The following is a 14,787-nucleotide window of genomic DNA, read 5'->3' on the forward strand; positions in this document are numbered from 1 at the left end:
GGTCCCGTCAGCGCAGGAAGTCGACCAGGACGGGCGCGAGGACGTCGGCGGGCACCTGGTGCCACCGGCCGGGCAGGCTGCGGTGGGTCGCGTCGGGCAGCAGCGCCGCGGTGGTGGCGGCCATGCCGGTGAGGTCGTCGGTGCTGCCCGCGCTGTGCAGGACCAGCGTCGGTGTGGTCACCCGGGCGAGCAGCTCCGCGGTGGTGGCCTCGCTGAGCATGCTGTCGTAGGCGAGGGTGTGCGCGACCGCGACCATCGCCTCCCAGTGCGGCGTTCCCCGCATGCCCGCCACCGCCTCCGTCGGCACCCCGATGGAGGTCAGGAAGAAGGTGACCGCCTCCTCGCCGGCGAGATCCCGCAGCGCCGCCGTGAAGGCCCGCGCGGCGGCCGGGTCCGCCGTGTCGAGCGGCGGTTCCAGCAGCACCAGCCGGTGCACGTCGAGACCGGCCGCGGCCGCGTGCAGCGCGAGCAGGCAGCCGGAGGAGTACCCGTACAACGACACGGGCCCACCCACCTCGCCGAACAGCGCGGCGAGGTCCTCGACCTCGCGCTGGGGCGCGTACGGCGGGGTGTCGGTGCTGTCGCCACGGCCCCGCCGGTCGTAGCGGTGGACGGTGAACCGGCCCGCGAGCAGCCCGGCCAGCTCGCCGAGGGGACTGTTCGACCGGTGGTGCCCGGCGGCGTCGACGAGGATCAGCGGCGGTCCGCTGCCGGCGCTCTCGTAGGCGATACGGGTGCCGTCCCGCGAAGCCGCGACGTTCATGAACTGAACCGTACAGTACAGTTCGGGGGTGCGGACGGAATCGAAACGCCGGACGATCCTCGACGCCGCGCTCGCGGAATTCCTGGAGCACGGCTACGTCGGCGCCGGGATGGACCGCGTCGCCGCCCGGGCCGGCGCCTCGAAGGTGACGGTGTACGCGCACTTCGCCGACAAGCGCGCCCTCTTCGAGGCAGCCATCACCCAGGCGGTCGCCGACGCCGAGCGGGCCGGGGCGGCGTTCGTCTCGGTGCTCGCCGAGTCCGACGACCTCCCGCACGACCTGCGGGCCTTCGCCCGTGAACACGTCACCACGGTCACCCGCCCGCACCTTGTGCACCTGCGCCGGATGCTGATCGGCGAGGCTGGTCGCTTTCCCGACCTGGCCCGCGCGTGGCACCGGGCCGCACCCGAGCGCGGCCACGCCACCCTGGCCGCCGCCATCGCCCGGCTCACCGAGCGGGGGCTGCTACGCGCGCCCGACCCGCTGCTGGCCGCGCAGCACCTCAACTACCTGATCCTGTCGATCCCGCTGAACGAGGCGATGTTCGCCGTGCGCGAGTCGTACGACGAGGCCGAGCTGCACCGGTGGGCGGACGAGGCGGTGCGCGTCTTCCTCGCCGCGTACGGCGTCTGCGGTCTATTTCATCAACCGTGACTGGCGGCGCCGGCCACCGACGCCGCCCCGCCGAGGCGGTCAGGGGCGCAGCGGGGCGTTGCAGGCGGCGACCAGGGCCTGCCGGCAGGCGGTGGTCAGCGGGCGCAGCGCGGCGTCGCGCTGCTGGGCCTCGTAGTTGTTGATCGCGCCACCCGGCGCGGCGTGCCCGGCCAGGGCGAGCACCCGGTCGAGCACGGCGGCCCGGGCGAAGAGCCGCCGGGCCCGCGGGTCGAACCCGGGCGGCAGGTCCGTCGCGCCGTCGGGCCGGCGCAGCGCCTCCAGCGCCCCCGCCAGCTCGGGTCGCCACTGGGCGACGTCCAGCCGGGTCAGCGCGGCCGTGGTGTCGTGCAGCGCCGCCGCCAGCTCCGCCTCGGCCTCGGCGGCGCCGGGCAGCGTGAGCGAGGCGGCCGGGGCGTTCGCCGGCAGCGGATAGACCCGCCAGAGCACCGTCTCGAAGGTGTCGCCGGAGCCCGACGTGTGCGTGCGCACGTGCGGGATCAGCCCGAGGCCCCCGGCGACCACCGCCTCGCCGGCCACCAGCGCCGCCCCCGCGAAGTCACCCGGACCGGGCAGCCCGCGCGGGTCGCCGGGCGCGGGCAGCACCAGCCGGATCTCGTCGGGCGAGAGCTTCGCGAGGGTGGGCAGCGCCTGGGGCAGGGGTACGTCGGTCCAGGTGCCGGGCGCGTCGGCGACCAGGTGCTCCTCGTCGCCGGCGATGGCGTCGGCCAGCTCGTCGAAGGGCACCAGCCCGGCGCGCCACGCGCGCACCCAGGCAACGAACCGGCTGGACCGGCGCGGTGTGAGAGTCGCCGCGCCCGCTGCGGGGGTGGACATGCCGAAAGGGTACGTGGTCACCGCCGCCCCTGTCTCGACTGCCGCTCCGCCCACCCCGCCGCCCCTGACCGTGGCGTGTCGGGTGCGGTGGGAGGGGTTGGGGATTAGCTTGATCGGCATGGGGCGGTATGCGGAGGACGTGCTGGCGGGGGACTGGCGGCGGCGGAAGGTCACGCCCGAGGTGGACGCCGAGCCGGATCTGGTGGTCGAGGACGCCGACTCCGGCTTCTGCGGCGCGGTGGTGGGCTTCGAGGCCGGCGCGGTGGTGCTGGAGGACCGGCACGGGCGCCGGCGCAACTTTCCGCTGCTGCCCGCGGCGTTCCTGCTCGACGGGCAGCCCGTGACGCTGCGCCGGCCGACCCGCGCCCCGGTGCCGGCCGCCCGCCGCCGTACCGCCTCCGGCTCGATCGCGGTCGACGGCGTACGCGCCCAGGTCGCCAAGGCCAGCCGGATCTGGGTGGAGGGCATCCACGACGCGGCCCTGGTCGAGCGGATCTGGGGCGACGACCTGCGCGTCGAGGGCGTGGTGGTGGAGCCGTTGGACGGCATCGACGCGCTCGACGCCGAGGTGCGCGACTTCGCGCCCGGCCCGGGCCGCCGCCTCGGCGTGCTCGTCGACCACCTGGTCGCCGGCTCCAAGGAGAGCCGGATCGTCGCGAAGGTGACCTCCCCGCACGTGCTCGTGACCGGGCACCCGTACGTCGACGTGTGGCAGGCCGTGAAGCCGGCGGCGCTGGGCATCCGGGCGTGGCCGGTGGTGCCGCCGGGGCGGCCGTGGAAGGAGGGCGTGTGCGCCGCGCTCGGGGTCGCCGAGCCGGCGGAGATGTGGCGGCACATCCTGTCCCGGGTGGACAGTTTCGCCGACGTGGAGACGCCGTTGATCAACGCGATGGAACGTCTGATCGACTTCGTGACCGAGCCGGCCTGAGCGCCGGCCCGGCGGTCGCTCAGGGCTCCTGGTCGGGGGTACGGGTGAAGACGAAGGTGGCGATGTCGAGCGCCACCGCCCGCCCCGCCTCGTCGCGCAGCACCGACAGGATCTCGCCGTTCTCCGGGCCGGAGCGGCCCCGCCAGCGGTCGGGCCCCTCCGGTACGAAGACGCTGACCCGCTCCCCGCGTACGTAGACGACCAGCTCGCCCCTGGCCGCGTCCCAGGTGACGTCGAGCGACGCCCCCATCCACCACCAGCGGCCGGTCACCTCGTCGACCTCGGCGGGCGGGGCGGTGGTGGCGGGCCGCCAGGGCTGCGGGAACGCCGGCTCGGCGTCCAGCACGGTGGTCAGGACCCGCAGCGCGAGCCCGCCGATCCCGCCGGTGCGGAAGCCGTACGAGTTGGCGAAGCCGATCACGCCGGTGCGGGACGGGCGGTGCACCGCCAGGGCGGCCACGTAGCCGGGCATCGAGCCGCCGTGCCCGACGTACACCCGCTCGCCCTGCCGGTAGAGCTCCAGCCCGAGGCCGTGCCCGCCGGTCCACGAGTCGACGTCGCTGATCGACACGGGGACGCACATCTCGGTCAGCGTCCCGGCCGCCAGCACCTGAGGCGCCGGGTCGGCCAGGAAGGCCGCCCAGCGGGCCAGGTCCTCGGCGGTCGACCAGAGCTGCCCGGCCGGGGCCATCGCCCCGGTGTCGGTACGCGGCTCCTCCCGCAGCGTGTCGTGCCAGGGGTGCACGACGTAGCCGCGGGCGAACGGCTCGGTCGCCGCGTACGTGGTGCGGCGCATGCCGAGCGGCTCCAGCACGCGCTGGCGCAGCAGCTCGGCCCACGGGGTGCCGGTGATCCGCTCCAGCACCCCGCCGAGCAGCCCGTACGCCAGGTTCGAGTAGTGGTAGACGCGGTGCGGGGGGTAGGCGATCTTCTCGGCGCCGACCCCGGCCAACACGGTGGCCAGGTCCCCGACCTCGGCGCGCTCCCACCACTGCCCGTCCGGCTCGCGGCGCAGGCCGCTCGCGTGGCCGAGCAACTGCCGCAGGGTGAGCGCGCCCACGCCGGTGTCCGGCAGGTGCTTCTCCAGCGGGTCGTCCAGGGCCAGCCGGCCGGCGTCGCGTTCCTGCATGACCAGGGTGGCCGTCATGGTCTTGCTGATCGACCCGAGGCGGTACTGGAGGTCGGCGTCGGGGCGCGGGTGCTCGCCGGCGGTGGCGAGGTGCGTGAGCGCGCCGTCGCGCACCACGCCGACCAGCAGCGACGGCGTACGGCCGGCGGACTGCGCCGCGGCGACCAGGGCATCGACCTGGCGGGTGGTCTCGGGCAGCAGGGACACGGGCTCTCCTGAGGGTGATTCCGGTGCCGTCGGGGTGGACCGTCGGCGTCTCGCCGAGCCTACTGATCTTCGTGCATCCACCGCCGCCCCGCGCCCCCCACCCGCGATCCGGTGGGCCGCCGGCACGTCGCCGGGGCCAGTTGATCTTCATGGGTGGGCTTCACGTGCGTGGACGTGTCACGATCGGGGGGTGGACGCCGTGCTGTGGATCGTGCTGGGTGTCGTTCTGGCGGTCGCTGAGATCTTCACGACGACGCTTTTTCTGATCATGTTCGCGGTCGGGGCCCTGGCCGCCGCGGGAGCGGCGGCGCTCGGCGCCCCGGTCGAGGTGCAGGCGATCGTCTTCGCCGCGGTGTCGGCGCTGACGGTGCTGGGGGTGCGGCCGACGCTGCGCAGACACCGCCGCTCGGCGCTCGAGAGCGGCGAGCAGCCCTTCGGCGTGGAGGCGATCGAGGGCAGCACGGCGCTCGTGCTGGAGCAGGTCGACACCGGGCAGGGCATGGTGAAGATCGACGGCGAGCTGTGGCAGGCCCGCTCCTACGACGCGAGCCAACACTTCGCCCCGGGCGAACGGGTGCAGGTGATCCAGGTGCGGGGCGCTACCGCCCTGGTGTGGCGGGACGACGTTTCCCCTTCCGGCGAGCTACCCGAAGCGAAAAGGTGAGTACATGGAACTTGTGATCCCGGTCCTACTGATCGCCATCGCGCTGATCGGGGTGATCACCCTGGCCAAGGCGGTGCGGATCGTGCCGCAGCAGCGTCAGGACGTGGTCGAGCGGCTCGGCAAGTACAAGCGCACGCTCAACCCCGGGCTGAACATCCTGGTCCCGTTCGTCGACGCGGTGCGCACCAAGGTCGACATGCGTGAGCAGGTGGTCAGCTTCCCGCCGCAGCCGGTGATCACCTCCGACAACCTGGTGGTGTCGATCGACACGGTCCTCTACTTCAAGGTCGTCGACTCGGTCCGGGCCACCTACGAGATCTCGAACTTCCTCCAGGCCATCGAGCAGCTCACCGTCACCACGCTGCGTAACGTGATCGGCTCGCTGGATCTGGAGCGGGCGCTGACCAGCCGCGATCAGATCAACCGTCACCTGTCGGGCGTGCTGGACGAGACCACCGGCCGGTGGGGCATCAAGGTCACCCGGGTGGAGCTCAAGGCGATCGAGCCGCCGGCGAGCATCCGCGACTCGATGGAGAAGCAGATGCGCGCCGAGCGGGACCGCCGGGCGGCGATCCTGAACGCCGAGGGGCACAAGCAGTCGCAGATCCTCACGGCCGAGGGTGAGAAGCAGTCCGCGGTGCTGCGCGCCGACGGTGACCGGCAGGCCCGCATCCTCCAGGCCGAGGGTCAGGCGAAGGCGATCCGGACGGTGTTCGACGCGATCCACCAGGCGAATCCGAGCCAGAAGGTGCTCGCCTACCAGTACCTCCAGGCCCTGCCGCAGATCGCCAACGGCACCTCGAACAAGGTCTGGATCGTGCCGGCCGAGCTGACCAAGGCGCTGGAGGGCATGGGCGGCGCGCTGGGCGGGCTGAGCCGGATGGTCGGCGACGAGCCGACGCCGGAGGCGTCCGGCAGCGCGAGCGAGGTGGAGCGCGAGGCGGCCGAGGCCGCGCAGGCCGCGGCGGCCGCCGCGCAGCAGATCCACGACGAGGTACGCGTCGCCGAGGCGCAGGCCTCCGGCGGCAAGCCGCAGGGACTGCCGGCGCCCGAGCCGGTCTCCCCGGCGAGCCTGCTGCGCGACCCGGCCAACCAGCGCGAACGGGGCTGACCGGCCCGGGCGACGACCGCCCGAAAATGCGAGAAGAACTCATGGGGCGCTCCGTCGCCTGCCACCATCGGTCCTAGGACGGGCGGTGAGCAGGCATCGGGGCGCCCCGGCGCGTCCCGCACCGCTCGTCGGACGAGCGAGGTGACGCATGAAGGATCCGGCGAAGCGGGTACGCTCCTCGGCCCCGGTGCCCGGCGCGCACGACCCCACCGGGCCGCTCGGCAGCCGGCGCACCGGCGGGGGGTTCGGCGTACTGCCCTTCGTCGAGCCGACCCCGGTCGGGCCGGCCACGAACGCCACCTGGGCCTGGTCGCTGCGCCGGCTCGCCCGCGGCGCGGTGTGGCTGCTGCCCGCGTACGCCATCCTCTACGCCGTCGTGGCGATGGGCAGCGACGGTGGGGTGGGCAACGACCCTTACCCGGCCGACGGCCGGCCCCTCTACCTGGTCGGCTGGGTGGCGGCGGTGTGGCTCGGGCTGCTCGCCCTGCTGGCGCTGACCGGGCTGCTGGCGGCGACCCGCAGCCGCCGGGCGGCCGTCGCCGGCCTGCTCGTGTCGATCGCCGGCACGGTGCTGATGCTGCCCTTCGCGGGCCTGGCGGAGCAGACCCCCGTCTTCGGCACCACCGCCCGCACCCTCGTCCTCGTGGGCGCCACCTGCTACAGCCTGGGCTGGCTGCTGACCGGCTGGTCGGTGGCCCGTTCCGGGACGTTCAGCATCGGCGACGGCGCCATGCTGATGATCGCCGCTCCGCTGCTGGGCGTCGGCGGCGCGCTGATCGGCTCGTTGCAGACCTTCGGCGCGATCTTCGTGCTGATCGCCGGCATCGGCATCGGCTACCGCTCCGGCCGGCTGGTGCCCCGGGACATCGCCCGCGACGCCGCCAGCGCGAGCCTCACCGCCGCCCCGGCCGCGCCCGGCCCGAACGGCGCCCTGCCCACCTGAGCGGCGCGCCGGCGGGTCCGGTGGGGCCACCGGTGCCGCTGGGGCACCGGGGATGGAAAGTCGCTGGCAGCAGGCGGTGAAGTTGCTGACAGCAGGGCTTCAGGGGTGGTCGGTTGGCCGCTTCCGTGGCAATCCTGGGGACCATGGCCCCACCCCGCCCGCCGCTGTCGCGGCTGTTCACCGTGCTGCTCGCCGGCGTGCTCGCCGGCCTCGTCCTGGCGGTCGCCGCGCTGCCGGGAAACCTGCTGCTCGGGTTCGCCGCCAAGGCCGCGGTCGGTTCGTACGCGGCGCTGCCCGAGGCACTGCGCACCCCCGCCACGCCCCAGCGCTCCTACCTCTACGCCAACGACGGCAGGACGCTGATCACCACGTTCTACGACGTCAACCGCACCGACGTGCCGCTCGACGAGATCGCCCCGGTGATGCGGCAGGCGATCGTGGCGGCCGAGGACCGGCGCTTCTACGACCACGGCGGGGCCGACCTGCGCGGGCTGCTGCGGGCCGTGGTGTCGAACGTCTCCGGCGGTGGCCAGCAGGGCGGCTCCACGCTGACCATGCAGTACGTCCGCAACGTGCTCAAGACCGACCCGGGCCGCACCGCCGAGGAGCGCGCCGCGGCCACCGAGCAGACCGTCGGGCGCAAGATCCAGGAGATCCGGTACGCCACGGCGCTGGAGCAGCGCCTCAGCAAGGACGAGATCCTCAACCGGTACCTGAACATCGCGTACTTCGGCTCCGGGGCGTACGGCATCGCGGCGGCCAGCCAGCGCTACTTCGCCAAGCCCCCGGCGGAGCTGACCCTCGGCGAGGCGGCACTGCTCGCCGGCCTGGTGCAGTCGCCGGAGGCGTACAGCCCGATCGACGGCGACGCGGACGCGGCGCTCCAGCGGCGCGGCTACGTGCTCGACTCGATGGTCTCCACCGGAGCGATCAGCGCCGAGGAGGCCGCGCGGGCCCGGGCCGAGAAGCTGACCCTGCGCCCCACCGCCCAGCCCAACGGCTGCACCGCCGTCGCCCAGGGCCACGACGACTGGGGCTTCTTCTGCGACTACCTGCGGCAGTGGTGGCTCGCGCAGCCCGAGTTCGGGGCCAGCGTCGAGGAGCGCGAGCAGGCGCTGCGCCGGGGCGGCTACACCGTGGTGACCTCGCTGGACCCGCAGGTCCAGGCCACCGCGCAGAAGGAGGCCACCCGGGTCTACTCGTACGACAACAAGCGCGCCCTGCCGATCGCCGCCGTCGAGCCGGGCACCGGCCGGGTCCTGGCGATGGCGGTCAACCGGCACTACAGCCTCGATCCCAACCCCGACGGGCAGGCCAACCACCCCAACACCGTCAACCCGCTGATCTCCGGCGGCGACAGCGTGGACGGCTACCAGGCCGGCTCGACGTTCAAGCTCTTCACCATGCTCGCCGCGCTGGAGGCCGGCAAGCCGCTGTCCACCGGCTTCGACGCGCCCAGCCGGCTGCCCACCCGGTACGCCGCCGAGGGCGAGGGCAGCTGCGACGGCCGGTGGTGCCCGGCCAACGCCAACCCGGAGTGGATGGACGGGTACCGGATGATGTGGGACGGCTTCGGCCGTTCGGTGAACACCTACTTCGTCTGGCTGGCCGAACAGGTCGGGCAGGAGAAGGTGGTCGAGATGGCGAAGCGCCTCGGCATCACCTTCCGGGCCGACGCCGACGCCACCTTCGCCGAGAACGACGCCGCCGACTGGGGCTCGTTCACCCTGGGCGTGACCGCCACCACCCCGCTCGACCTGGCCAACGCGTACGCCACCGTGGCCGCCGAGGGCACCTACTGCGCGCCGCTGCCGGTGGTCTCGGTGACCGCGCCGGACGGCGAGCGGGTTCCCGTGGGCGACCCGTCCTGCCGGCGGGTGCTCGACGCCGACGTGGCCCGGGCCGCCACCGACGCGGCCCGCTGCCCGGTCGGTCAGCAGTCCACGCTCGCGCAGTGCAACGGGGGCACGGCCACCTCCGTGAACCGGATCCTCGACGGCCGGCCGGTGGCCGGCAAGACCGGCAGCTCGGAGCGCAACGCCACCGAGACCTTCGTCGGCTTCACCCCGCAGGTCGCGGTCGCCGGCATCGCCGCCAACCCCGACGACCCGACCGACTCGGTGGGCGCGGCGGTGCAGGCGAAGGTGATCGACGCGGTCGCCCGGGTCATCGGCACCGCCGTCGCGGGTGAGCCGGAGAAGGCCTTCGCCGCCCCGAGCCGGGAGCTGATCGGCGACCCGCGCCGCCCGGTGGAGCGCCCGCCGGTCGAGCAGCGCCGCCCGTCGGAGGAGCGCCGTCCGTCGGAGGAGCGGCGGCCGTCGCCCTCGGACGATCAGCGCCTGTCCGACCTGCGCCGCTGGCTGGAGCGCCGCGGCTGACCGCGGGCCGCGAGGTGACGGGCGGGGCGTCGGAGTGCCGCGCGCCGGTCGCGGCGCCGCCCCGCCCTGCCCGGTCTGCCCCATCCGTGGGGGGCAGCTCGACAGCGCGCAGCCGGAGCCTCCGCCGGCCCTCAGCTTCGACACCAGTCGCGGAAGGTCCCGAAGAAGAGTCGTCCGGGGATGTCAAAGCCGGCGCCGCCGCTCCGACCACCTGGCGAGGACGCCCACGAGGGGCGTCGCGACGCCAGCGGGAGCAAGACCATGCGAGAGATCATCTACGGGGTGCACCAGTCGCTCGACGGGTTCATCGAGGGGCCGAACGGCGAGTTCGACTGGCCGCAGATGGGGGACGAGCTGTCCGCGTACTCGCTGGCGCAGTGCGAGCAGGTCGGCGCGTTCCTCTACGGCCGCCGGGTCTGGGAACTCATGGCCGGGTACTGGCCGCAGGTCGAGTCGATCTCCGACCACCCGCACGACCTGGCGTTCGCGCCGATCTGGCGGCGTACGCCGAAGGTGGTCGTCTCGCGCACCCTCACCGGGGCCGAGCACGGCGCGCAGGTGGTCGGGGGTGCCGACCTCGGCAAGGAGGTCAGCGCGCTGAAGGAGCAGCCGGGCGGCGACCTGCTGCTCCTCGGCGGCGCCGGGGCCGCCGGCGCGCTGACCGGACTCGGCCTGATCGACGAGTACCAGATCTTCGTGCACCCCGTGGTGCTCGGCGGCGGCAAGCCGGTCTTCGCGCCCAGCGAGCGGATGGGCCTGCGCCTGGTCGACTCGCGGGTCTTCGACGGCCGGTCGGTCCTGCTGCGCTACCGCCGGGAGGGCTGACAGTCAGCCCCGTCCGCGTCCCGACCGGAGGGTGGCGACCGCCGTGGGCAGGCCCCGCCGGATGATGCCCGCCCAGTCGGTGTCGCCACGCAGGACGGCGGCGGCGGTGTTGCGGGCCTGCTCGGCGGTGAAGTGCGGCGGCAGCATCAGCTCGGCCGGGTCGACCAGGGCGTTGACGACCACCGGCCGGTCCGCGCTCAGCGCCCGCTCCCAGACGCCCGGCACCTGCTCCGGCGCGTCGACCAGCTCGCCGCCCAGGCCCAGCACCTCCGCCCACCGGTGGTAGGCGATGTCGGGCAACTGCTGGCTGTCGGGGAACATCGGCGTCCCCTCGCTGGAGCGCTGCTCCCAGCTGACGAAGGCGAGGTCCCGGTTGTTGAGTACCAGCACCACGAACCGCGGGTCCGACCAGCTCCGCCAGTACTTGGCCACCGTGATCAGCTCGTTGACCCCGTTCATCTGCATCGCGCCGTCGCCGATCAGGGCCACCAGCGGGCGGTCCGGGTGGGCGAACTTGGCGGCCAGCGCGTACGGCATCGCGCCGCCCATCGAGAGCAGGGTGCCGGAGAGGTTGGCCAGCATGCCGGGGCGCACCTGGACGTGCCGGGCGTACCAGGCGGTCGTGGTGCCGCAGTCGACCGCGATCATCACGTCGTCCGGCAGCCGGTCGTTGAGGGTGGCGAAGAGCAGTTGCGGGTTGACCGGGTCGGCGGACTGCCCGGCCAGCTCCCGCTGCGTACGCCGCCAGGCCGTGGTGGCCTCGCCGATCGTCGCCCGCCAGCGGGTCGGCCCCGGGCCGGGCCCGAGCTCGCGCAGCAGGGCCCGCAGAGTCGGCCCGGCGTCTCCGGTGAGGTTCACCTCGGTCGGGTACCGCAGCCCCAACTGCGTGCCGTCCCGGTCGATCTGCACCGCGCGGGCCCGCCCCTGCGGGGGGTAGAACTCCGAGTAGGGCATGTTGCTGCCCACGATCAGCAGCCGGTCGCACTCGTTCATCAGCTGCCAGCTGGGCCGGGTGCCGAGCAGACCGATGGCGCCGGTCACCCAGGGCTCCCGGTGGTCGACCGCGGCGAAGCCGAGCAGCGCGGTCGCCACCCCCGCGCCGAGCCGGTCGGCGACGGCGCGGACCTCGTCGACCGCGCCGAGCGCGCCCTGCCCGACCAGCATGGCGACCCGTTCGCCGCCGCCCAGCACCTCGGCGGCCCGGCGCAGGTCGGCCTCCGGCGGCACCGTCGGGCCGGTGCCGGGCACGTCGCTGGTGCGGTAGTAGCCGTGCGCGTGCGGCGGTTCCGGCACGGCCGGCGCGTCCTGGATGTCCGACGGGAGCACCAGCGCGGTGACGGTACGCCGCGCCAGCGCCGTGCGGCAGGCCCGGTCGACCAGGTGGCGTACCTGGCTGGGGTGGTCGAGCTGGGCCAGGAAGGCAGCGGCCACGTCCTTGTAGAGGGCGAGCAGGTCCACCTCCTGGTAGTAGCCGCCGCCCTCGGCGGTGAGCGCGGTGTGCCCGACCAGGGCGACCACCGGCTGGTGGTCCAGCTTGGCGTCGTACAGGCCGTTGAGCAGGTGGATCGCGCCGGGACCGCTCGTCACCAGCGCGCAGCCGAGCGGCCCGCCGCCGTACTTGACGTGGGCCGAGGCCGCGAAGCCGGCGGTCTCCTCGTGCCGGACCTGGACGAACTGCGTCCGTTCCCCGGTGCGTTGCAGCGCCGAGGTCAGGCCGTTGATGCCGTCGCCGGGATAGCCGAAGTAGCGGCGTACGCCCCAGCCGGCCAACCGGTGCACGATGTGGTCCGCGACGGTGGCGTCGCGCGGCAGCGGGCCCAGGTCGACGCGCCGTCCGTCCGGGAGTTCGGCGGCCGGCTCCGGCATGCCCATGGGACGTACGTTCACCTGGCTGTCCTTCCGTCGGTCCGACCGCTCCGGCCCGCCATTCCCCTTCTTACCCGGACATAACGCCCCGGGGTGCCCCGGCGTCGGGCGGCCCGGGGTGGCCGCCGCGCGTCCGGCAGAATCGGCGGGTGCCCATCCACCCCATCACCGACCCCGACGACGACCGGATCGCCGACTACCGGGCGCTGACCGACGTCGAACTGCGCACCCGCTGGGAGCCGCCGCACGGCCTGTTCATCGCCGAGGGCGAGCTGGTGCTGCGCCGGGCGCTGCGGGCCGGCTACCCGGCCCGGTCGTACCTGGTGGACGCCAAGCGGGTCGATCAGCTCGCCGATCTGGACACCGGCGACGCCCCGGTCTACGCCGCGACCCAGGACGTGCTGCAGCGGGCCACCGGCTTCCACGTGCACCGGGGCGTGCTGGCGTCGTTCCGGCGCAAGCCGCTGCCGGTCGCCGCCGACGTCCTGGCGGCGGCCCGACGGGTGGTGATCCTCGAGGACGTGAACAATCACACCAACCTCGGGGCGGTCTTCAGGGGCGCCGCCGCGCTCGGCATCGACGCGGTGCTGCTGTCGCCGTCCTGCGCCGATCCGCTGTACCGGCGCAGCGTCCGGGTCAGCATGGGGGAGGTCTTCGCGGTGCCGTACGCCAAGCTCGAGCAGTGGCCCGCGGGCCTGGACCAGGTGCGGGAGGCGGGCTTCACCGTGCTCGCCATGACGCCGGCCGCGGACGCCGTACCGATCCAGCGGCTCACGCCGACGCAGCGTGAGCGGGCGGCGCTGCTGCTCGGGGCCGAGGGCCCCGGCCTCACCGCGGCGGCCCAGTCCGCCAGCGACGTACGGGTGGTCATCCCGATGCGGCGCGGGGTGGACTCGTTGAACGTGGCCGCCGCGGCCGCGGTCGCCTTCTGGGAGCTGGGCCGGGACGACTTCGCCTGACGCGGCGGCGTGGAGGCGCCGTTATTTGCATGCCCATGCGGCCTGGTGCATAATATTTCCCGTGTCCAAGGTCCTCACCTCCCTGCCCATCGGTGAACGTGTCGGCATCGCCTTCTCCGGCGGCCTCGACACCTCGGTCGCGGTCGCGTGGATGCGCGACAAGGGCGCCGTGCCCTGCGCCTACACCGCCGACATCGGCCAGTACGACGAGCCCGACATCGCCTCGGTGCCGGGTCGCGCGCTGAGCTACGGCGCCGAGGTCGCCCGGCTGGTCGACTGCCGCGCCGCCCTGGTCGAGGAGGGCCTGGCGGCGCTGACCTGCGGGGCCTTCCACATCCGCTCGGGCGGGCGGGCGTACTTCAACACCACCCCGCTGGGCCGGGCCGTGACCGGAACCCTGCTGGTGCGGGCGATGATCTCCGACGACGTCCAGATCTGGGGCGACGGCTCGACGTTCAAGGGCAACGACATCGAGCGGTTCTACCGCTACGGCCTGCTGGCCAACCCGCAGCTGCGCATCTACAAGCCGTGGCTCGACACCAACTTCGTCGCCGAACTGGGCGGGCGCAAGGAGATGTCGGAGTGGCTGCTCGAACGCGGCCTGCCGTACCGGGACAGCACCGAGAAGGCGTACTCCACCGACGCCAACATCTGGGGCGCCACGCACGAGGCGAAGACCCTCGAGCACCTCGACACCGGCATCGAGACGGTCAACCCGATCATGGGAGTCCGGTTCTGGGACCCGTCGGTGGAGATCCCGACCGAGGACGTCACGATCGGCTTCGACCAGGGCCGCCCGGTGACGATCAACGGCAAGGAGTTCGGCAGCCCCGTCGACCTGGTGCTGGAGGCCAACGCCATCGGCGGCCGGCACGGCATGGGCATGTCGGACCAGATCGAGAACCGCATCATCGAGGCCAAGAGCCGGGGCATCTACGAGGCGCCCGGCATGGCGCTGCTGCACGCCGCGTACGAGCGGCTGGTCAACGCCATCCACAACGAGGACACCCTGGCCAACTACCACAACGAGGGCCGCCGCCTCGGTCGCCTGATGTACGAGGGCCGCTGGCTGGACCCGCAGGCCCTGATGCTGCGCGAGTCGTTGCAGCGCTGGGTCGGCACGGCGGTCACCGGCGAGGTGACGCTGCGGCTGCGCCGGGGCGAGGACTACTCGATCCTCGACACCACCGGCCCGGCGTTCAGCTACCACCCCGACAAGCTGTCGATGGAGCGTACGGAGGACTCGGCGTTCGGCCCGTCGGACCGGATCGGCCAGCTCACCATGCGTAACCTCGACATCGCCGACTCGCGGGCGAAGCTGGAGCAGTACGCCACCCTCGGCATGGTCGGCGGCCCGACCCCGCAGCGGATGGTCGGCGCCGCGCAGGCGGCCTCGACCGGGCTGATCGGTGCGATGCCGAAGGGCGGCGCGGAAGCCATCGCCTCCCGGGGCGTCTCGTCCGGCGACGACGAGGCGCTCGACCGCGCCGCGATGGAGTTCGGCGTCGACTGAGTGACGCCGGAC

13 protein-coding genes are annotated in these 14,787 nt (G+C 73.8%); 9 read left to right on the forward strand and 4 right to left on the reverse strand.

The features are described 5' to 3' along the window. Positions 1-7 precede the first annotated feature (7 nt). A complete protein-coding gene (locus AC5L34_RS28250) occupies positions 8-763 on the reverse strand; it encodes an alpha/beta fold hydrolase (RefSeq protein WP_494827721.1) in 756 nt (251 codons plus the stop codon). 28 nt (positions 764-791) lie between these two features. Between AC5L34_RS28250 and AC5L34_RS28255 the strand changes: the two genes are divergently transcribed. Beyond that, positions 792-1,418 carry a TetR/AcrR family transcriptional regulator gene (locus tag AC5L34_RS28255; protein WP_494827722.1) on the forward strand — a complete coding sequence of 209 codons (627 nt, stop codon included), beginning with the start codon at positions 792-794 and terminating at the stop codon, positions 1,416-1,418. Between the two features lie 39 nt (positions 1,419-1,457). Here AC5L34_RS28255 and AC5L34_RS28260 read toward each other — a convergent pair whose 3' ends face one another. Continuing rightward, positions 1,458-2,252, reverse strand: coding sequence for an Rv1486c family protein (locus AC5L34_RS28260; RefSeq protein WP_101411551.1), 795 nt, complete (start codon positions 2,250-2,252; stop codon positions 1,458-1,460). Between the two features lie 118 nt (positions 2,253-2,370). Between AC5L34_RS28260 and AC5L34_RS28265 the strand changes: the two genes are divergently transcribed. Then, positions 2,371-3,180 (forward strand): DUF3097 domain-containing protein, encoded by an 810-nt coding sequence (locus AC5L34_RS28265; RefSeq protein WP_494827724.1) that lies wholly within the window; start codon positions 2,371-2,373, stop codon positions 3,178-3,180. Positions 3,181-3,199: 19 nt separating this feature from the next. Here the strand turns inward: AC5L34_RS28265 and AC5L34_RS28270 are convergent, their stop codons facing one another. Further along, on the reverse strand, positions 3,200-4,516 hold the full coding sequence (locus AC5L34_RS28270) for a serine hydrolase domain-containing protein (RefSeq protein ID WP_441178027.1): 1,317 nt from the start codon (positions 4,514-4,516) through the stop codon (positions 3,200-3,202). A 190-nt stretch (positions 4,517-4,706) separates the two neighbouring features. On the opposite strand from AC5L34_RS28270, the gene AC5L34_RS28275 reads away from it, so the two are divergent. From AC5L34_RS28275 to AC5L34_RS28295, 5 genes are all read left to right on the forward strand, one after another. Next, positions 4,707-5,180: an NfeD family protein gene (locus tag AC5L34_RS28275; protein WP_363900547.1), complete on the forward strand. Its 474-nt coding sequence runs from the start codon at positions 4,707-4,709 to the stop codon at positions 5,178-5,180. A gap of 4 nt (positions 5,181-5,184) precedes the next feature. Next, positions 5,185-6,291 (forward strand): SPFH domain-containing protein, encoded by a 1,107-nt coding sequence (locus AC5L34_RS28280; RefSeq protein ID WP_494827726.1) that lies wholly within the window; start codon positions 5,185-5,187, stop codon positions 6,289-6,291. A 148-nt stretch (positions 6,292-6,439) separates the two neighbouring features. Beyond that, a complete protein-coding gene (locus AC5L34_RS28285; RefSeq protein ID WP_441178029.1) occupies positions 6,440-7,234 on the forward strand; it encodes a hypothetical protein in 795 nt (264 codons plus the stop codon). Positions 7,235-7,377: 143 nt separating this feature from the next. Then, on the forward strand, positions 7,378-9,612 hold the full coding sequence (locus AC5L34_RS28290; protein WP_441178030.1) for a transglycosylase domain-containing protein: 2,235 nt from the start codon (positions 7,378-7,380) through the stop codon (positions 9,610-9,612). A gap of 261 nt (positions 9,613-9,873) precedes the next feature. Next, entirely contained in the window at positions 9,874-10,437 is a 564-nt protein-coding gene (locus tag AC5L34_RS28295; protein WP_441178031.1) for a dihydrofolate reductase family protein, read from the forward strand. Between the two features lie 3 nt (positions 10,438-10,440). On the opposite strand, the gene AC5L34_RS28300 is transcribed toward AC5L34_RS28295, so the two are convergent. Further along, positions 10,441-12,303, reverse strand: a complete 1,863-nt coding sequence (locus tag AC5L34_RS28300; RefSeq protein WP_441178055.1) for a thiamine pyrophosphate-requiring protein — start codon at positions 12,301-12,303, stop codon at positions 10,441-10,443. A gap of 80 nt (positions 12,304-12,383) precedes the next feature. On the opposite strand from AC5L34_RS28300, the gene AC5L34_RS28305 reads away from it, so the two are divergent. Continuing rightward, the gene (locus AC5L34_RS28305) at positions 12,384-13,262 is read left to right on the forward strand and encodes a TrmH family RNA methyltransferase (protein ID WP_441178056.1); all 879 of its coding nucleotides are present in this window, start codon (positions 12,384-12,386) and stop codon (positions 13,260-13,262) included. Between the two features lie 61 nt (positions 13,263-13,323). Continuing rightward, entirely contained in the window at positions 13,324-14,775 is a 1,452-nt protein-coding gene (gene argG, locus AC5L34_RS28310; protein WP_494827727.1) for an argininosuccinate synthase, read from the forward strand. Positions 14,776-14,787: the final 12 nt, after the last annotated feature.

The sequence above is a fragment of the Micromonospora sp. ZG13 genome, assembly GCF_059359355.1.